Genomic DNA, 20,078 nt, shown 5'->3' with positions numbered 1-20,078 from the left:
TTAATGCAGTCCCGATCACAAATTTTTATCAATCGTCAGGTCATAAACGGGCGATTCCATAGAGTGATGATTGTTGATACTCACGAGGGAAACGATCATGTTTAGTTCGTTTAATAGATTTGGCGGGGCAATGCTCGGTGCGGTGCTACTTTTCCCTTTTGCTGGGATGGTCGTTGGCATATCGCTGGTGTTGCAAAATCCCACCTTTGCCAGTCCAGATAGTTTATTTTTCCAATTAATGAAAATTATTGAATCCGGCGGTTGGACTGTATTTAACAATATGGGACTACTATTTGCTGTCGGCTTACCGATAAAATTAGCCAATAAAGCACCGGCTTCTGCTTGTCTGGTTTCTTTAATTACTTACCTGACCTTTAATGCCTTTCTTGGTGCAATGTGTGAAGTATGGGGTGCACATTGGGGCGTTAATTTTGCGCAAGAAACTGGTGGTACCAGCGGGTTGGCAACCATTGGCGGGATTAAGACACTGGATACCAGTGTGATTGGCGCCATCTTATGTGGCAGTTTGGTCACTTGGATACACAACCGCTATTACTCCACCAAACTACCTGACTATATTAGTATTTTTCAGGGAGCCGCTTTCGTTAATATCCTCGGCTTCATTGTTATGTTGCCGCTGGCCTTCATTACACTGATGTTATGGCCAAAAGTGCAGTTAGGTATGATTTCATTACAAGGCTTTATTTTGCATGCCGGTAATTTGGGTATCTGGTGCTATATCTTCTTGGAAAAGATCTTATTACCTACAGGTCTGCACCATTTTGTTTATAGTCCTTTCCAATATACCGATGTTGCGGTACCCGGCGGCACTACATTGTACTGGTTGACTCATTTACAAGAATTTAGTCAATCCACTGAGCCGCTAAAACAACTTTTCCCAGCCGGTGGTTTTGCTATGCAGGGGAATGGGGCGGTATTTGGTGGTTTAGGTATGGCCTTGGCGATATACAGTACGGCGAAACCGGAAAATAAAGCCAAAGTTGCCGGGTTACTGATCCCTGCAACCATTACCAGCATGTTTATCGGTATTACTGAGCCGCTAGATTTCACCTTCCTATTTATTGCTCCGGCACTGTTTGTGGTTCATGCCATGCTTTCCGCCACCATGACAGTCGTCATGTATAGCTTGGGTGTGGTGGGGAACTTTGGTTCCGGGATTCTTGAGTGGGCGACGCAAAACTGGATTCCAATGTTCAGTAACCATGCCAATGTGATGATTACTCAGATTATTGTCGGTCTCATATTCAGTGGTGTCTATTTCCTGATATTCCGTATTTTAATTCTCAAATTTAACTTCAAAACCTTGGGCCGCGAAGATAGCGATCTCAAGCTTTATTCAAAGCAAGACTACAAACAAAAAGGTGACAATCAAGGGAATGAATTCCAACAACGCGCCAGCGCTTATTTAGAGGCTGCTGGTGGGAAAGACAATATCGCCAGCTTCACCCACTGCTTTACCCGCTTAAGATTAGTTGTAAAAGATATTAGCCGAGTTCAACCGAGCACAGCATTTAAGGCCTATTCCGCGATTGAAGTTTATAAAAATGGCAATGATGTGCAGGTGATTGTTGGCAACAATGTGACGCATATTTATGAACAATTTGCAGAGTTGATGAATTAAGGAGTTTTTTAGATGAAGAAATCATCCATTTTGATTGCTGGTGGTGGTTCAACCTATACCCATGGCATTATTCTTATGCTGTTGGATAATTTACATCGTTTCCCTATTTCGGAAATAAAACTGTATGACAATGACGGGCCGCGACAGGAAGTTGTGGCTAAAGCCTGTGAAATTATTCTGCGTGAACAATCCAGCGGAATAAAATTCTCCTATACCACAGACCCTAAAGTCGCTTTTAGTGGTGTTGATTTCGTGATGGCGCATATTCGGCAAGGTAAACTGCCGATGCGTGAAAAAGACGAAAAAATCCCAATGAAATATGGCTGTGTTGGGCAGGAAACCTGTGGGGCTGGTGGGATTGCTTATGGCATGCGATCCATTGGCGGAGTGCTGGAGATTCTTGATTATATGACGGAATATTCGCCAAAGGCTTGGATGCTAAATTACTCTAACCCGGCGGCTATTGTTGCTGAAGCAACACGGCGCTTACGGCCAACAGCACGTATTTATCATATTTGTGATATGCCTATCAGTATTGAAGAGGCAATGGCAAAAATACTGCACTATCCTTCGGCGGCAGATTTGGAAACCCGCTATTACGGCCTTAACCATTTTGGTTGGTGGAATTCTGTGCGTGATAAGGTCACCGGCGAGGATTTAATGCCGCGACTGGCAGAACATGTACGGCAATATGGTTATGCTGATGAGCAAGGTGAAGGTAAAGAGGAAATAAGCTGGAGTGAAACTTTTGCCAAAGCCCGTGATAGCTTCGCATTAGATCCCAGTAGCTTCCCGAATACCTATTTGCAATATTATCTGTATGGCGATGATATGGTGGCGCATGCCTCACCGGATCACTCACGAGCAAATGAAGTGATGGAAGGCCGGGAAAAATTTGTTTTTGATGAGTGTCGTAAAATTATTGCGGAGGGCAGTGCGGTAAATACTCAACTTAAGATTGATGAGCATGCGTCTTATATTGTTGATTTAGCACAGGCCATTGCATTTAATACTAAGCGCCGTATGTTGCTGATTGTGCCTAATAAAGGCGCTATCAGTAACTTTGATGACGATGCTATGGTTGAAGTGCCTTGTTTGGTTGGAACTGAAGGGGTTGAGCCATTAGCTATTGGCGATATTCCTACCTTCCAGCGTGGGTTGCTGTATCAGCAACATGCGGTAGAAAAGTTGGTTGTTGATGCTTGGGTTGAAAAATCTTACCAAAAGCTGTGGCAAGCACTGACATTATCTAAAACCATTCCGAGTGCAAAAGTTGCAAAGTTGATTTTAGATGATCTAATCGAGGCTAATAAATCCTATTGGACGCTGAACTAGCTTTGACTAAACACCGCTCTGGTCTGTAGCGGTGAGTTAGACGCACAGTTTATAAAAGAATAATTAAAGTATTGTCGCCACCTGCCGATAACAATGTCTGATATTTATATGCTTTTTAATAATAGTCTGGCTAGCCAGAGCAATAAATTAAAGATGGGGAATGGCAGGTGAGCGAAGCGTCTAAAGAGAATTTTGTAAAAACCAATAAATTAGCGATCTGTGCAATTCTTCGTGATTTAAAGAAGAACGATACCGCAGTGATGGTGATTCATGCCCGTGGGCAATTTATTAGCCGTATCTTGGATGTCGTACCTGAAACTAATCAGTTTATTTTTGATTTTGGTAGCGTAGCTCATGAGAATATCTCGGCTCTTGCTGCCAACCAACTGACTGTTATTGCAGAACCTACCGGTGCAAAAATCGAGTTCACCTGTAATCATCTGAAAGAGATAAAATATTTATCATTACCCGCCTTTAGCACCGCTATTCCAGAAAACCTTTACTTCATCCAACGTCGAGAGTATTTCCGCGTAAATATCCCTCAGTGGCCAGCTTATTACTGCTCAGGGAAATTCGCAGATGGCAGTAAATTTTCCTATACCTTGGCTGATGTCTCTTTGGGCGGAATGGGGTTGTATGCAGTAAAAGGCAGTGAATTCCCGGTCCAGGGGTGTGGCATTCTGCGTGATGTCGCGGTTGATTTATGTGGTTTTGGTATTTTTAAACTGGATTTGCAGTTTATCCGGGCGATCGATAAGCAGGTTGTGAATAACAAAGGTGAAACGCTTACCGTGCAGCGCTTGAGTTTTAAATTTCCTCGTTTAAGCCCAATCCAAGAAAAGGGATTGCAGCGTGCCATCTTTGAACTGGAAAAGCAGCAAACAGCCAAAGCGAGAAAATTTCAAGACAGCCTGTAATCTTTGAAGGTATATCCTAATTTTATTGATACTCATTATTGCTACTACAGCGGCGATCATCGCCGCAATGTGAAATAAAATGGATAGTCAATCAGCGCTATCTGGACTGAACAAAATAAAAGCTGAAAAATATGTTGAATTATCATGCAACTGCCCCAATATTATAAGCTTGTCACTAAGGAGGATTAAGTATGGGGATCAGCGAAGAAGAGAGTATCCGCCGTTTGACTGATGAGAAAAACTCTATTGGTCATACGGCTAAATGGGTAGCAATTATTTCTGCTGTCTATTTTGTTATTATGTTGTTTTATCAGCATGAATTGGGTGTATTAACCTTGGCTGGTGGGATTTTTGTGGTGTCATTTTCTATCTGGATGAAGAAACGCCAGAAAGTGAAATCCTATAAAGATCAACTGCAACAGATGGGCGATGATAAAATGGTTTAAGCCAAAACTAACACGCCGATTAGCCTGATTTATCAGAGGAACAGCAGGAATAGTACCTGATGAACTGTTCGTCCGATTTTCAGCCTTTTGTTTCTTTTCGTTTGCAACTCTGTAAGCGCCTTCCGAATATTGCTTTTATCTCTATGATGATTTGTCCGTCGGCTTGAACGATTTGGACATATTAAACCCCGTCACGACAAATGCCATTTGCTCATACAATCTTTTGGCTTGTGGATTATCAGCCGCAACTCGCAGTTTTATCTCAAATATACCCTGTTCAACCAACCGCTTTTCCAATTCCTGTAAACAGGATGAACCATAACCTTTGCGCTGATACTGTGGTAACACGTAGAAATCTTTAATAAAGGCTGCACTGTCATTTTCAGCCAAGCCATACCATAAATAACCAACCCGTTGCTCTTGGCCCGAGTCGGCTTTATTTTCGATACAATATAAGTGGTCATTTGGGCTATTAATACCTTGCGGTAGATAGCCATCAAAGCTGTGTGTCGCATGCTCCTCGGCTTGCTCGTGGCTATAACCACTATTGGATGATAAATCCTGTGCATATTCTGCGATAAATAAATTCCGATAATCGGCGAGCTCCTCAGAACACATTGCTCGGAGTGTTACCATGATATTTTCCTTAATAAAATTGCACTATTGAGATATTTCAGTCTATCTATAACTTCAATGAATTTGGGTATATAGTGAATTGAGTTCAAGATAAACATATTAACGTTTTGCAGGAAATAAGATACATAAAGTAAATCATAAGGTTAACTATAAACGGGGATGTAATGACAACACAAAATAGCCATAAAGATGCAGTTGAAAGGCAGTTTGGTGATCAGGCCAATGCTTATTTAACCAGTGCGGTCCATGCTCAGGGTAAGGATTTACAGCGCCTGACAACACTACTGCAACCTCATGGCGATGCCCGTTTACTCGATCTCGGATGTGGTGCCGGACATGCCAGTTTTACTGCGGCGGCGGTGGTTAAGTCAGTAGTTTCTTATGATCTTTCAGCGCAAATGCTGCAAGTGGTTAGCCAAGCGGCAGCGGATAAAAAACTGACTAATATAGAGGTGAAACAAGGCCTCGCTGAGTCATTGCCGTTTGATGATCAGAGTTTTGATATTGTCATTAGCCGGTACTCTGCTCATCACTGGCACGATGTTGGTCAGGCTTTACGCGAAGTTAAGCGGGTATTACGTCCCGGCGGCAAAGTTATTTTTATGGATGTGGTCTCCCCCGGTCATCCAGTGTTAGATATTTATCTACAGACGGTGGAAGTTTTACGTGATACCTCACATGTACGAAATTACGCCCCGGGTGAATGGCTAGCGCTGTTTACTGATGCTGGGTTGGTCATTAATGAAGTGACCTCCGATAGACTGCATTTGGAGTTCAGTAGTTGGATTGCCAGAATGCGCACACCAGAATATTTCGCTATCGCGATCCGTGAACTGCAAAAATTAGCCTCTGATAGTGTGATTAATCATTATGAGATTCAAGCTGATGGTTCATTTACCAGCGATATTATGATGATTGTTGCAAAGCGTAACTGAGTATTTATTAATGTGGGCGGTGTTGGTAATATACATCCGTCCACACTTTAATATTTTCTGTTCATTTTTCTTGTGACATAAATATATTTATTTCCTCCTTATTCCATCCACAATGATTGATTTTCTTTACACAGCATTACGTCCCCTTGCATTGCCCCACCCATAATTAACTTCACAAAGACATTACATATAACCTGTCAGTTGGAGCACATTATGAAACTATTACCTGTCATCGCTGCTGCACTTATTGCTACTGCTTCATTCGCCACTATGGCTGCACAAGAAGTCAGCCCAGAACAAGCAACTAAGTTACAAAGTATGGGTGTGATTTCTCTTTCCAATATCAGTGGTTCTCCGATGGATGTGGAATCAGCACTTAACGCGAAAGCTACCGCTGATGGCGCAGGCCACTACCGGATTATTGGCATGAGTAACCCTGGAGACTCCAGTGACTACAGTGCCAGTGCTGAGATTTATCATTGATTTGTCACAATAAGTGATAATTAATGAAATAGTTAGATACAGTATTAATATTGATCACTAGCGCAATATGACAATAGCGCGTCATTGTTATATTGCGCTTGCTTATTTCAATATTGTTCATATCCATACAGTCAGTTTTTTTCTATTTATCTGCCGAAAATAATTAACTCTTAGAGCAATCTTAATGATAACTTCAGGAATATAAGGTGTTATTGTAGTCCATCCGGGTTTCCGAGGAGCGGCTATGCTAAACACTGTCCGGCGTAATTTTAAAAGTCAGTTCTCTTATTTGCAGCGCTTTATTGCCTCCCCCCGTACTGTTGGCACATTGGCTCCTTCTTCGCCTTGGTTGTGTCAGGCGATGTTAAATCAGGTCGATTGGAGACAAGACCTTAATATTGCTGAGTTAGGTGCTGCTGATGGGGTGCTGACAAAGCGTATTTTGTCACATATGTCGGAGAACTCCCGCTTACAGGCGTATGAGATTCAGCCACATTTCGCACACGCATTACACCAGATAAACGACTCGCGCTTGCAGGTCGCGTTCCGGTCAGCTGAGCAGTTGGATCAAGATTACGATGCCGTATTTTGTTGCCTACCACTGTTGTCGATCCCAACCAAGATCAGCATCAAGATATTACAACAGGCCCAGCAGCGCTTACGTGCAAACCATGGGGTTTTGGTCCTGTTCCAATACAGCCACCTTTCCGAACCCTTATTATCCCGCTATTTTACATGGAAAAAAATACGGGTGGTGCGCAATTTCCCTCCAGCATTAGTCTATATTTGTCAGCCTCGTTAAGGCTCAATACACTTCTGTTCGCTGTGCTATAACCTCTGGTTTACCAGAGGCTTATTAGCTCAGTATCTATCCCAGACAAGCTTGGCGGCCTCTTTCAGAAATTCTTCTGACTTATCCAAACACATAACCAATTAAATTGAAAATACCAATGATAATGATTATCATGCGCGATTGTTTTTTTCTGATTGTGTGAAGTGAATGCGCCATTTTCAAGCTCTATTGGTTTTCTGTCTGCTGATTGTCTCATTCGATGGGCTGACAAAAACTGTTACCGATATTCTGGGGCGTCAGGTCAACGTACCGGATAACCCACAACGTATTATTTTGGGTGAAAGCCGGATGTTATATACGCTGGCATTATTGGAGCCTGGAAATCCAGCACAGCGCGTGATTGGTTGGCCCGCAGATCTTGAGCGTTTCGATGCACAAAGCTGGCAGCTTTATACACAGCAATTTCCTGAAATCGCTCAAATCCCAATAATTGGCAGTGGAAATATTCGTCAGATAAACGTTGAGCGACTGATCCAGTTGCAACCCGATCTGATTATTTTGCCACGATTTGCCCGTGCTGAAGGGGATGATGGAACACTGGCGGGTTTAACTAAAGCGGGTATTCCGGTTATCTATGTGGATCTGCGGATCGATTTGCTAAATCACACGGTCCCCAGTATTAAACTATTAGGCGAAGTGCTTAATCGTCAGGATCGTGCTGAGCAATTTATTAATTTTTATCAGCAACATATGCAGCTAATTCAACAACGCCTGGCACAGCATCAAGGGCGAAAACCGACCGTTATGCTGCATCTACACCTTGGGCGACGGGAGAGCTGCTGTACCACGGCCTCCAAAGGCAATCTTGGCGATCTAATTGCTTTTGCTGGTGGCGATAATATTGCTGCTTCACGTATTAACAGTGTTTATGGTGAGCTGAATCCTGAAAACGTGCTGCAAGCAAATCCGGATATCTATATTGCCACTGGCATGGCGGGGCCAACAGGCAAGCGTTTTTCCAGCTTACAGCTGGGGCCATTAGTTAATGCTGAACAAGCACAGCGCAGCTTTCAGCAACTGTTATCAGACCAACCTATTCTTTCTCACCTCGACGCGGTGGCTCAAGGGCGTGCCTACAGTATTTGGCACAACTTTTACCTTAGCCCTTATCACGTCGTAGCAGTAGAAATGTTTGCCAAGGCGTTTTATCCACAGCTCTTTGCCGACATCAATCCCCAACAAACATTCCAACAATTATATCAACATTTTTTGCCGTTACCTTTCTCAGGGATTTATTGGAGTCAGTTCAAGAATGAAAATAATTAAGCGCCAGCATGCTTACTGGTACAGCCTGCCTATGCTTGCAATGGGGTCGGTCGCCCATGGCGCAGACGATCTTACAGCAGATAAAAATAGCGAAGAAAAAACCAAAATCGTGGTCGTGGGTCAGCAGCGCGAAGCCGATACCCAAAGCTATCAGCCGACAACTTCGGTGACCGGCACTCGCACTAATACCAATCTGTTGAATGTACCGCAGGCAGTCAATGTTGTGCCACGGCAAGTACTGCGCGATCAGGCGGTTAGAAATATTGACGAAGCCTTATATAACGTCAGTGGGATTACACAGTCGAATACATTAGGCGGCACTCAGGATGCCATTATAAAACGTGGATTTGGTGATAACCGCGATGGTTCCATTCTGCGTGATGGTGTTCGCTCGGCGCAGGCACGTAATTTTACGCCAACCACGGAGCGGGTTGAAGTTCTTAAAGGCCCGGCATCGATGCTATATGGCATGGGGGAACCGGGTGGGGTAATCAACATGATTACCAAGAAACCACAGCTAGTGCAGCAAACTCATATTGAAGGTTGGGGCAGCAGTTTTAAAGGGGGCGGCGGTCAGTTGGATGTCACCGGCCCGCTCGGCCAATCCGGCTTTGCTTATCGAATGATTGTTGATCATGATGAAACCGATTACTGGCGCAACTTTGGTCGTAACCGCCAAACGGTAGTCGCGCCCTCGGTTATGTGGTTTGGTGAAACGACCACTGTGCGGCTGGCTTATGAGCATATGGAGTATCTCACTCCCTTCGATCGCGGCACAATTATTGATAGCCGCACGGGTAAGCCAGTTGATACTCCACGAGATCGCCGTTTCGATGAGCCCTATAACGCGACTCGGGGTGATCAGGACAATATCACGCTGCAAGTGGATCAGGTACTTAACGATAACTGGAAGAGCTCACTGACCTATGCGTACAACCGCAATCGTTATAGTGATAATCAGGCCCGCGCGTTGTTACTTGATCCCATTACCGGCGTATTGAGTCGACAGGCTGACTCGACAGCCAGTGCTGTTAGCCGGGCCCAGGCGGTGCAGATGACACTGAATGGCGACCTTGATTTGGCAGGAATGGGCCATCAGATGCTGTTTGGTTTCGATTATGAAGATAACCGTACATATCGTGGCGATATGATTCGTGGTAAAAAGAACTCAAATTTCAATATCTACCATCCGATATACGGTTTGATGCCAACCTCGACCGCAGTCAGTGCCAAAGACAGCGACCAGCGCGAAAACCTGAAAAGTTATGGCTGGTTTATGCAAGATTCTGTTGAGTTGACGGATAAATGGATTGTACTGGCAGGTTTACGTTACGATCATTTTGATGTTTTCGCGGGTAAAGGCCGGCCTTTCATCACTAATACCGATAGCTCTGACAGCAAATTGATTCCACGAACTGGCGTGGTTTATAAACTGACGCCAGAAGTCTCTCTTTACGCCAGCTACAGTGAGTCCTTCAAACCTAATTCCTCTATCGCCACACAGATAGATTCATTGCCACCGGAACAGGGGCAATCTTGGGAAATGGGTAGTAAGGTCGAGTTAGTCAATGGGGTTACCGGCACACTGGCACTGTTTGATATTGCTAAGCGTAATGTCATGGTGAATGAGTTAGTTAACGGTGAAACCGTGACTCGAACTGCGGGTCGAGTACGTTCGCAAGGGGTAGAATTTGATGTGGCTGGGCAATTGACTGACAGCTTAAGTGCAATAGCGACCTATGCTTATACCGATGCCAGAGTGACGGAAGATCCTGATAATAAAGGTAATCAAATGGCTAATGTCGCCCGAAATAGCGCATCATTATTCCTGGCGCAGGCATTGGGCTCTACGGGGTGGCAGGGCGGTGATGATTTGCGCGTTGGCGCTGGTGCACGATATGTCGGGCGGCGTGCGGGTGATGCTGCTAATAGTTTTACCTTAGATGATTACACCGTAGCTGATGCTTTCATCTCATATTCATTACCCATTAATAATTATCGGGTAAAATGGCAGCTCAATGTGAAAAATATCTTTGATAAAACCTATTATCCTTCTAGTGGTGGCAATTTACGGGTTGCTGTTGGAGAACCTCGACAGTTTGTTCTGCGGGCTAGTGTCGATTTCTAATTAGGGTTATCAATCGATACTGATTAATGCCGTGAGTCGGATGGTGATGCAATATCATTCATACTTGGTGTATAGTTAATTTTACATAACTGTAAAGTTTGCACTACTCTCAATTATAGGTATGATTTGCATCTACAGCCTGGAGCTGGAAGTTAATCCTGTTTAACCGGTCAACAAGGGTGGCCGGTTTCTTGATGGCGAGAATTTATCCTCAGAAGTTGATGCGAAAGGACTTTCAAGTAATGACACAGACTATCTTCATGGTAGGTGCGCGCGGTGCGGGTAAGACAACAATAGGGAAAGCGTTGGCGCAAGCGTTGAGGTATCGGTTTATTGATACCGACCTATTTATGCAGCAAACCTTGCAGTCCAGTGTTGCTGAGCTTGTCGCCCGTGAGGGATGGGATGGTTTTCGCTTGCGGGAAAGTATGGCCCTACAGACCGTAACTGCCGCTAAAACTGTGGTTGCAACCGGTGGTGGCGCAGTATTGTCTCAAGATAATCGTATTTTTATGCGCAATCATGGGCTGGTTATTTATCTGCGGGCCTCTGCCAATGTGCTGGCTGGGCGGTTAGCAGAAGATCCAGAAGATGCCCAGCGGCCAAGCCTTACTGGCAAACCTATTGTTGAGGAAATGCTGGACGTGTTGGCGAGCCGAGAGGCGTTATATCAAGAGGTTGCTCACCATGTATTGGATGCAACTCAGTCACCAGAAGAGGTGGTTGAACATATTTTGCAGATTTTATCTGATGAGAAAGTGAAGTAGCGGGGTGTTTCTATTTGTAGGATGAATCATTAGCCCATCTGATTGCCCGATAATTGTACGAAGCGTATAATGATAACCTACGTAATCATTTTGACGTAAATCATTTACGTTGACTCATGCCCCTCAAGGCAAGGCCATTTAAGGCGGGCCGATGAAAACCTTCAAATTATTTATCCACCAACACACCAATTTTATGCCTGCTTTCTGGTCAATTTTGATTGTGGTTTTTGAAACGTCGCTGGCGCTGTATATTTTACGTAACCTCTAATTCCCCTTATTCGCTTCTTGCCCATGAACCTTCACCTGTGTTGTGAAGGTGTTTGCTATTGATGGTTTTACCCGAATAGTCTCTTTTCTGGGTTGAGAAATCTGTCCGTTGCCTGAAAATCGTACGCTTTCTCGGCAACTTTACCGGTGAATCCGGTTATGATCCCAATTCACCATAATAATCAGTGACAGAGCGTTTACAGTGACTCTAATATGAAAGCTCAATCTTGATTAAGACGCGGGTGCAAAAACTATGCTGAAATTTAATGAGTATTTTACCGGGAAAGTGAAATCTATTGGTTTTGACAGTGACAGCATTGGGCAAGCTAGCGTTGGGGTGATGGAAAAGGGCGAGTACACATTCAGTACGGCTAAAGCGGAAGAGATGACAGTGATCACCGGTAGCCTAAAAGTACTGATTCCTGGTTCATCAGGTTGGGAAGTCTTTAAGCCAGGCGAAACTTTCTACATCCCTGGGGAAAGTGAATTTAACCTGCAAGTTGCTGAGGCATCTTCGTATTTGTGTAAATATTTGAGCTAATTGCTTCCTTGAATTTTGCCCTCTCCATGCCAGAGAGGGCGATATATCTCTTTAAGCGACAGTGTGTTAATGCTGCGCTTCGCCACCTAAGGCTTCAATCAGGTTTTTAATCAGAGCGGCCAATTCACTGGTCATCAGAATAAAATCGGCATCAAAGCGCTGAGCAAAATCTTCCCGATCAATATCTTCATTCTGTTCACGCAGAGTGTCTGAGAATTTCAGGCGTTTCAGTGAGCCATCATCGGACAGCACTAATTGGATGCGCTCTTGCCAATCCAGCGCTAATTTGGTGACCAACTTACCGGCTTCAATGTGCACTGCAATTTCATCGCTGAACAGATCCTGCTTCTTACAGCGGATCACGCCGCCCTCTTCCAGAATGGCCTTTAATTCAGCTTCATCCATTAAGGTAAAACCTGCAGGCAATTCTTTGCTGCGTACCCACTCGGTCAGGGTCAGCTCGATAGGATTTTCTAATGTCAGCGGCACAACTGGCAATGAACCCAAGCTTTTACGCAGTAAAGCCAAAGTATCTTCGGCCCGTTTGGCACTGGCTGCATCGACCATAATTAGGTCGTTGACAGTATCAATCCACAAGAATGTCTGATTAAAGCGACTGAATGCCCGTGGCAATAAACTGTGCAGAACTTCATCTTTTAATGAGTCTTTTTCAGTTTTTTTCAGCTTGCGATGTTGTTCACCTTCCAGCCGTTCAATTTTTGCCTGCAATTCTTGCTTAATCACTGGTGATGGCAAGATTTTCTCTTCTTTGCGCGCACAAATGACGATTTGACCATTAACCGTATGAGTTAATGCATCGCTGTGTGACCCCATCGGTGATACCCAACCGGTTTTAGCCATATCCTGACTGCCGCATGGCGTGAAGCTCAGGGCGCTTAACTGTTTTTCCATTTCGTCCGCAGACAGTGAAACTTCCCGGCTCAAACGGTAAACCATTAAATTCTTAAACCACAGCATAGTGTTATCCCTGACTCGGGCGCGCCTGGAGCGCGCGAGTTAATCAAACGCAGGGCGGCATGATAACGAATTGAGGCGTCGGCCCCTAGTAAAAAGAATAAGAAAAAAAGGGAGCCAGCTAGCAATTCATTGAACATTATTGCTATCTGAAGAGATTCAAACGCCACAGAATGCAAAAATGCGGGTGACAAAGATTGTGTCGCAGCGAGGTATTGTCCAAACTGAGTGAGAGGATTTGTATTAGTGCCAAAAACCCTAATTGATAGAATCTTCTGTCAAAAATATATTTGCCGATAAATTTTCTGTCTATAAAACAGAGATCAACCCTGTCAATGAGGTGAGGCGCTATGCGCATTGGTATAGATTTAGGTGGCACCAAAATTGAAGTCATTGCTTTAGCTAATGACGGGACAGAGCTTTTCCGCAAGCGGGTCGATACTCCGCGCCATGATTATCAACAAACTTTACTGGCGATTGCGGATTTGGTTATGGATGCTGAACAAGCCATTGGGGAGCAGGGCAGTGTTGGTGTCGGGATTCCAGGCACGCTTTCTCCTTTTACCGGCAAGGTAAAAAATGCCAATTCTGTATGGTTGAATGGTCAGGTGCTAGATAAAGATTTGTCAGAGTTACTCTCTCGTCCGGTGCGTCTGGCAAATGATGCTAACTGTTTGGCTGTATCGGAGGCCACCGATGGTGCCGGAGCCGGAAAACATCTGGTGTTTGCGGCTATTATTGGCACCGGCTGTGGGTCTGGTATTGCTATTGATGGGCGCGTACATGCTGGTGGTAACGGCATCGCCGGTGAGTGGGGGCATAATCCGTTACCGTGGCAAAATGATGAAGAGCGGCAGTATCAGCAAGAAGTTGCTTGTTATTGCGGTAAAAAAGGCTGTATTGAAACCTTCGTTTCCGGCACTGGCTTCGCCACCGATTACTTCCGCCTGAGTGGTAAACCTCTTAAAGGTCATGAAATTATAACCTTGGTTGAGCAAGGTGATGCGGTAGCTGAACAAGCTATTAGCAATTATGAACAGCGGTTGGCAAAATCACTGGCCCATGTAATAAATCTGTTTGATCCTGATGTGGTGGTATTGGGCGGAGGGATGAGTAATGTCGACCGATTGTATAAAACATTACCGAGGTTAATCAGCCCTTGGGTCTTTGGTGGTGAGTGCGAAACGCCAATCCGTAAAGCATTGCATGGGGATTCGAGTGGGGTGCGTGGCGCCGCCTGGCTATGGCCTGCAATTACCCTTCGTCCTTGACGCTACAGCGTTGTTAGCTGCACTCACTTACCCGAATCACTTACTTGAGTAAGCTCATCGGGATGCGTTCGTTTGCTGCCTAGCTGTAACGCCAATGACTTTGGGTAATTTCTTACCCTTCGTTTTGAGAGCCCGAGAGTGTTGGCTAGGCCCACTTACCCGAATCACTGACTTGAGTAAGTTCATCGGGATGCGTTCGTTTGCTGCCTGGCTGTGGCCTGAATGACTTTGGGTAGTTTCTTACCCTGCGTTTTGAGAGCACGATGGTGTTAGCTAGGCCCACTCACCCGAATCACTGACTTGAGTAAGCTCATCGGGATGCGTTCGTTTGCTGCCTAGCTGTAACGCCAATGACTTTGGGTAATTTATTTACCCTGCGTTTTGAGAACCCGAGAGTGTTGGCTAGGCCCACTCACCTGAATCACTGACTTGAGTAAGTTTATCGGGATTTGTTCGTTTGCTGCCTAGCTGTAACGCCAATGGCTTTGGGTAATTTCTTACCCTGCATTTTGAGAGCACGATGGTGTTAGCTAGGCCCACTTACCCGAATCACTGACTTGAGTAAGCTCATCGGGATGCGTTCGTTTGCTGCCTGGCTGTGGCCTCAATGGTTTTGGGACTTATCTTTGTCCTGCGGTCTTGAGGCGGTAACAAGGGCGAGCTGTATTAGCTTAGTCTTGATTTACCCTAAAAATATTATCCAGGCGGCTAACACCCAACCCGTTGATTTTTTTCACTTTAATTTGCACTGGGATTCGGTCTTTCATTGCCTCAACATGGCTAATAACCCCGATGGTTTTGCCCGACGCATTCAGGCTATCCAGAGCATCCAGTGCGGTATCCAGTGTCTCAGCATCCAACGTACCAAAACCTTCATCAAGGAACAGTGAGTCAATACTGGTTTTATGGCTGACCAAATCTGATAGTGCCAGAGCTAAGGCCAAACTGACCAAAAAGCTCTCTCCCCCAGATAGTGTGCGGGTATCACGTATAGCATCTGCCTGCCAGGTATCCACTACTTGCAGCTCTAGTGCATCACTGGTTTTTCGTTGCAGCTGATAGCGGCCATGCAAACGACTAAGCTGGTTATTTGCCAGATAGACCAAATGGTCGAGTGTTAGACCCTGCGCGAACTTGCGGAATTTATCGCCTTCTTTGGAGCCAATTAAGTGATTGAGATAGCTCCAATCATCATATTGTTGTTGGCTACGTTCAATTTGCTCAAACAGCGCGTGCTGATTGCTACGACGAACGGCGTCGCTCTCTAGCTGATTGCGTAATTCACCTTGACGCAATGTATTGGCTTTTAACTGTGCCAGTAGTTGCTCTGACTGCTGCTGTAATAGTGTCAATTCAGAGGTTTGAGACACACCGGCAGGGCAAGCTTGGAGATATTGCTCCAATGCTTCATTGGCTTGTTGTAGTCGGATATTGGCTTGTTGCTGGCGCTCGCTCAATTGTTGCTGCCATTGCTGCAAACGTTGCCTTTCTTCTTCGCTTAGTAATGCTGCGGTTAAGGCTGCTTCATCAATGAACTCACTGTTTGCCAGTGCTTGCTGTAATTCAGTTTGGGCGGTGGCGGCGCGCTGCTGATTTTGCTGCTGCTGCTGCTCTAAACCTGCCAGTTCACCGGATATCAGGTGAAGTTGGGATTGAGCTTGTTGCAGGGCCGTCGCTGCATTCTGTTGTGCTAATTCTACTTGCTGCTGTTGCTGGCGTAGTCGCTGACGTGCCTCGGTCACATTGTCGTCGCCAAATAGGGCGTGGCGGTGCTGATTGTATTGTTGCAGCAGGATTTCAGCTTGTTGATGTTGCAGGCTAAGGGCTGATAATTGGTCGACATATTCTTGCAAGTGGCGGCGCTCATTTTCAATCTGCGTTACCAGTGCTTTTTGCCCAAGTTCCAGTTGTTGTTGCTCTTGTTGATACTGATGCCAGCGCTGATTTTCTGCTTCGCGTTGTGCCAGCCAACTTTCCTGCTGACTTGTTTCAGGTATTGATAGCGAAACTGCCGCCAGAGCATCGCTGAAACTTTGGCGCATTTTTACCAACTCATCTTGCTGGCGCTGATGTTGGGCGAGCAATTGTTGGTGGGATTGCTGGGTATCTTGTTGACGCTGAAGCACCAGTGATAACTGTTGTTGATGCTTTTGTTGCAGTTGCTCTGCTTGGGCCAGCATATCTTTGGCTTGTTGATGTTGCTGGTTCAGTTGTTCATATTCGGCCAGTTTTTGCTGGCAGAACTGTTCAGACTGCTCCTGTTGTTCCAGCCAGATTGTTAACGCCGCCACGTCATTTAATGCCAATGTCAGCGCCAACGGTTTTGTCAGTGTTTGCCAGCGTTGGTGATAATCCGCCAGTTGCTGCTGGCTTTGTTGTAGCTCTTGTTCCAGACGCAACTGCTGCTGTTGGGTATTTCCTACTTGTGTCCGTAATTCTGTTCCGGCGGTGAATAGTTGTTCAACCTGAAGGCGCAACTCCTCAACTCGAACCATAGTTTCTGATGGTTTTACCGCTTGATACTCAGTAATCGCCGGGTGATCTACTGCGCCACATAGTGGGCAAGCATCACCTGGTTGCAGTTTGGCCCTCTCTGCTTCTAGGCGGACTATCTGCTTTTCGCGATCCAGAAGGGCTTCCAAATCCGTCAGATGTTGTTTTTGTTGTTTATATCGTTGACGTTTTTCGGCTAACTGCTGTTCCAGTTGCTTTAGCTGCTGTTGCTGACTAATTAACTGTTGCTGCTGTTTATCGTGTTGTGTCTGAACTTGCTGCGCTAAAGGGGATAATGCCGCTAATTGCTGTCGCACTGCCCGCTGTTGCTGGAGTTCACTCAACTGGTGGCGTAACTGTGCCGAGGGGTGCAATTGCTCAAGTGCCGATAGTTGTTGTTGGATGCTGCCTGCTTGCAAGTTGGCTTGCACTAATGCCGCTTGCTGCTGTTTATCCTGCTCGTTCAGTGTGGCAGTTTGCTGTTGCAAGTTGTTGAGTAACGTAACCAGTTGCTGTAACTGTTGCTCGCTTTCAACGGATTGCTGTTGCTGTATGTGTAACTGACGGAATTGCTCGCGCCACAAAGGTAGATTTTTTTCCCAATGTTGATGGTGAGCATTAATATGTGCATATTCAGCCAGTTGTTGCAGGCGTTGATGGGTTTGTTGCAGTTGCCGCTCATTGAGTTCTAGCTGTTGTTTACTTTGTTGCTCTTTACCTCGCAGTTGCTGTAGCTGTGTAGCAAGCTGCGCCAAGAGATGCTGTTGCTGGGTAATAAGGTTATCCAGTGGCACCACTTTTTGTTCAATCAGTGTTTCTTGCTCATGCTGTTTGGTAGCTTGCTGCTGGCGAGCTAAGTTGGCTTGCTCCAGTGCTTCAGCCAGCGGGGTAAGTTGCGCCTGAAGTTGTTGCCGTTGTTGGGCCAGAGTAGTGACACGCAGTTGTATTTGTTGCAAATCTTGCTGGCTGCGTGAACATTCTCGCAGCAAAGGACGTAGTTTTTCTGCGGGCTCACTACGCGCCAGTCGTTGCAACTCCGGCTGAGCCTGTTGGTATTCTTGCTCAATGAGTTTTTGCTGTTGCTGAAATTCCAGCAGATTTTTTTGCTGCTGCTGCCAACCGACTAGCCAGTTTATCTGTTTCTGATTGGTTTGTTGCTCTGAGATGAGTTGCTTTTCTTGTTCGCCAAGAGCATCAATTTGTTGCGCCACAGCCAGGCGCTGCTCTTCATTCAGCAGTTCAATACCACTGGCACGCTGATGTAAAGCATCCAGCGAGATTTTAGCCTGCTTATGTTGCTCAAATACATGCTCAGATAGCCGCCCATAGATGTCGGTGCCGGTTAACTCTTCTAATAATTCCGCACGATCATTGGCGTCGGCATTGAGGAATGCAGCAAATTGCCCCTGCGACAGCATCATGGATTTGGTAAAACGGCCAAAATCCAGCCCAGTGATTGCTGCCACCATATCTAATTTGTCACGTACTTTATCCGCCAGAATTTTGCCGTCTTCGCAGAGCGCCAATTCAACTTTAGGGGCTTGCAGATTCCCTTCTGGGCTATTTTTAGCGCGGCGCTGGCTCCAGAATGCGCGGTAGCGGGTGCCTTTTACCTCAAACTCAACTTCGGCCAGTGACTCCGCTGTATGGCGGGTCATTAATTCATTCTGGCTGGGCGTGACATTCAGCCGTGGAGTCTGGTGGTACAGCGCAAGACAAATTGCATCCAACAGCGTGGTTTTACCGGCGCCAGTGGGGCCAGTGATCGCGAACAATCCATTGCTGGCAAACGGCTCAGCGGTGAAATCTATCTTCCACTCGCCTTGCAGAGAGTTAATGTTTTTCAGACGCAGGCTTAAAATTCTCATACAGATTGCTCCTCTGCGGCATCTTTGCCTTGCGTTACGTCTTCAATAACTTGATGAAACATTTGGCGCATACGCTGTTGGCGCGGCTCGGCTAAATCGGCCTCCAGTGCCAGTCTGCGCTCAAATACATCAGACACACTCAGCTCATTGAGGGTCTCTTTTTCTTGCCGGTCTATTCCGATATTGCGTTGCTCTTTACTGCGGCGTAATAACACCACTTCAACTGGGAGTTCCGCAGTTAGTGCTTGAATTCGCCTTTGGATGTCAGTGAGATAGTCTTGAGTGGCAACCTCGATATCCAACCACACTGGTAAACCTTGGTGGTCAGCAAATTTAGCCAACTGTTGCTCTATCTGCGGTAAATCACCTTTGACTAGCTGCATTGGCTGAAATTGTGGAATAAACAGTGGGGTAACTGACGACAATGTTTGTTGCGTAAATTCCACCAGATAGACGCTTTTCTCCTTGCTTAACTCATCAAAACTCAAGGCGATTGGCGAGCCGCTGTAACGAATATGTTCAGTTTTGGCCACTTGCTGAGCACGATGGATATGACCCAAAGCAATATAATCCGCAGGAGGGAAAGCTTGCGCCGGGAAAGCATCCAATGTGCCGATATAAATATCGCGAACCGAGTCACTGGTCGTCACACCAACAGTAGTCAGGTGACCAGTGGCGATAATCGGTAAGGGGAAATTTAGCTCGGAACGCCGTTCAACAGCTCGCTGATATAGCGCCTGATAGTGAGCCGCGATTGCTTCTTGCAATGCCAGTTGCTTTTGCCCGCCAGATTCACCGGCCTGACTGGTCACTAAATCACGGGGTCGTAGAAAAGGAATGGCGCACAGCAGTGCTGCGGGCTGGTGCTGGCGGTCTTTCAGAATAATGATTTGCTGATCCAGATGGCTGCTGGCACAGGAAATTACAGTGGTATTTAGATAGGAAAGCAAACCCCGGGATTCATTCAGTGTTGAGACTGAATCGTGGTTCCCCCCCAGCACCACCAACTGGCAGCCAGTGGGTTGGAGCTCGACCACAAAACGATTATAAAGCTCGCGGGCATAACTGGGAGGCGAGCCAGTATCAAATATGTCACCGGCAACGATTAGCGCATCCACCTGATTCTCTTCAATTTGCTCAATAAGCCAATGCAAAAAAGCCTGATGCTCAGCAGCACGGCTTTTGGTGAAGAAATGTTGGCCTAAATGCCAATCAGAGGTGTGAATAATGCGCATAAAACTCCCGCTATGGCAGG

The 20,078-nt window shown here is 45.8% G+C and carries 16 protein-coding genes; 12 read left to right on the top strand and 4 right to left on the bottom strand.

All coding sequences use genetic code 11. From position 1 onward, the window contains the following. Window positions 1–97 precede the first annotated feature (97 nt). The 4 genes from FTA96_RS13640 to FTA96_RS13625 all read left to right on the top strand — a co-directional run bounded on the left by FTA96_RS13640 (window position 98) and on the right by FTA96_RS13625 (window position 4,340). Window positions 98–1,642: an alpha-glucoside-specific PTS transporter subunit IIBC gene (locus tag FTA96_RS13640; RefSeq protein WP_050110049.1), complete on the top strand. Its 1,545-nt coding sequence runs from the start codon at window positions 98–100 to the stop codon at window positions 1,640–1,642. 12 nt (window positions 1,643–1,654) lie between these two features. Beyond that, complete coding sequence (locus FTA96_RS13635; RefSeq protein WP_050122609.1) at window positions 1,655–2,977, top strand: 6-phospho-alpha-glucosidase; 1,323 nt, start codon at window positions 1,655–1,657, stop codon at window positions 2,975–2,977. A 167-nt stretch (window positions 2,978–3,144) separates the two neighbouring features. Then, entirely contained in the window at window positions 3,145–3,894 is a 750-nt protein-coding gene (locus FTA96_RS13630) for a flagellar brake protein (RefSeq protein WP_050110047.1), read from the top strand. Window positions 3,895–4,085: 191 nt separating this feature from the next. Continuing rightward, window positions 4,086–4,340 carry a hypothetical protein gene (locus FTA96_RS13625; RefSeq protein WP_050110046.1) on the top strand — a complete coding sequence of 85 codons (255 nt, stop codon included), beginning with the start codon at window positions 4,086–4,088 and terminating at the stop codon, window positions 4,338–4,340. 141 nt (window positions 4,341–4,481) lie between these two features. Here the strand turns inward: FTA96_RS13625 and FTA96_RS13620 are convergent, their stop codons facing one another. Continuing rightward, a complete protein-coding gene (locus tag FTA96_RS13620; protein ID WP_050144889.1) occupies window positions 4,482–4,976 on the bottom strand; it encodes a GNAT family N-acetyltransferase in 495 nt (164 codons plus the stop codon). A 164-nt stretch (window positions 4,977–5,140) separates the two neighbouring features. On the opposite strand from FTA96_RS13620, the gene FTA96_RS13615 reads away from it, so the two are divergent. From FTA96_RS13615 to ppnP, 7 genes are all read left to right on the top strand, one after another. Continuing rightward, a complete protein-coding gene (locus tag FTA96_RS13615) occupies window positions 5,141–5,911 on the top strand; it encodes a class I SAM-dependent methyltransferase (RefSeq protein ID WP_145574051.1) in 771 nt (256 codons plus the stop codon). A gap of 213 nt (window positions 5,912–6,124) precedes the next feature. Further along, window positions 6,125–6,394, top strand: a complete 270-nt coding sequence (locus FTA96_RS13610; RefSeq protein ID WP_050110043.1) for a YdgH/BhsA/McbA-like domain containing protein — start codon at window positions 6,125–6,127, stop codon at window positions 6,392–6,394. Window positions 6,395–6,638: 244 nt separating this feature from the next. Continuing rightward, window positions 6,639–7,196: a class I SAM-dependent methyltransferase gene (locus FTA96_RS13605; protein ID WP_050110042.1), complete on the top strand. Its 558-nt coding sequence runs from the start codon at window positions 6,639–6,641 to the stop codon at window positions 7,194–7,196. A gap of 198 nt (window positions 7,197–7,394) precedes the next feature. After that, a complete protein-coding gene (locus tag FTA96_RS13600) occupies window positions 7,395–8,513 on the top strand; it encodes an ABC transporter substrate-binding protein (RefSeq protein WP_145508309.1) in 1,119 nt (372 codons plus the stop codon). Next, entirely contained in the window at window positions 8,500–10,641 is a 2,142-nt protein-coding gene (locus FTA96_RS13595) for a TonB-dependent siderophore receptor (protein ID WP_145538558.1), read from the top strand. The genes FTA96_RS13600 and FTA96_RS13595 overlap by 14 nt, the downstream gene beginning before the upstream one ends. Before the next feature lie 242 nt (window positions 10,642–10,883). After that, complete coding sequence (gene aroL, locus FTA96_RS13590) at window positions 10,884–11,408, top strand: shikimate kinase AroL (protein ID WP_050110039.1); 525 nt, start codon at window positions 10,884–10,886, stop codon at window positions 11,406–11,408. Window positions 11,409–11,928: 520 nt separating this feature from the next. Continuing rightward, complete coding sequence (gene ppnP / locus FTA96_RS13585) at window positions 11,929–12,216, top strand: pyrimidine/purine nucleoside phosphorylase (RefSeq protein ID WP_050110038.1); 288 nt, start codon at window positions 11,929–11,931, stop codon at window positions 12,214–12,216. A 66-nt stretch (window positions 12,217–12,282) separates the two neighbouring features. Here the strand turns inward: ppnP and rdgC are convergent, their stop codons facing one another. After that, window positions 12,283–13,194 carry a recombination-associated protein RdgC gene (gene rdgC / locus FTA96_RS13580; protein WP_050110037.1) on the bottom strand — a complete coding sequence of 304 codons (912 nt, stop codon included), beginning with the start codon at window positions 13,192–13,194 and terminating at the stop codon, window positions 12,283–12,285. A gap of 347 nt (window positions 13,195–13,541) precedes the next feature. Between rdgC and mak the strand changes: the two genes are divergently transcribed. Next, complete coding sequence (gene mak / locus FTA96_RS13575) at window positions 13,542–14,462, top strand: fructokinase (protein ID WP_050110036.1); 921 nt, start codon at window positions 13,542–13,544, stop codon at window positions 14,460–14,462. 671 nt (window positions 14,463–15,133) lie between these two features. Here mak and FTA96_RS13570 read toward each other — a convergent pair. After that, window positions 15,134–18,823, bottom strand: a complete 3,690-nt coding sequence (locus tag FTA96_RS13570) for an AAA family ATPase (protein WP_134957187.1) — start codon at window positions 18,821–18,823, stop codon at window positions 15,134–15,136. Further along, a complete protein-coding gene (sbcD, locus tag FTA96_RS13565) occupies window positions 18,820–20,058 on the bottom strand; it encodes an exonuclease subunit SbcD (protein ID WP_145574050.1) in 1,239 nt (412 codons plus the stop codon). Before sbcD ends, FTA96_RS13570 begins: the two co-directional genes overlap by 4 nt. Window positions 20,059–20,078: the final 20 nt, after the last annotated feature.

Origin of the sequence: Yersinia alsatica, assembly GCF_902170305.1 — a bacterium.
GTDB classification, from domain to species: domain Bacteria; phylum Pseudomonadota; class Gammaproteobacteria; order Enterobacterales; family Enterobacteriaceae; genus Yersinia; species Yersinia alsatica.
The sequence above is the reverse complement of the archived record's forward strand: the minus strand, read 5'-3'. Positions and strand labels throughout refer to the sequence as shown.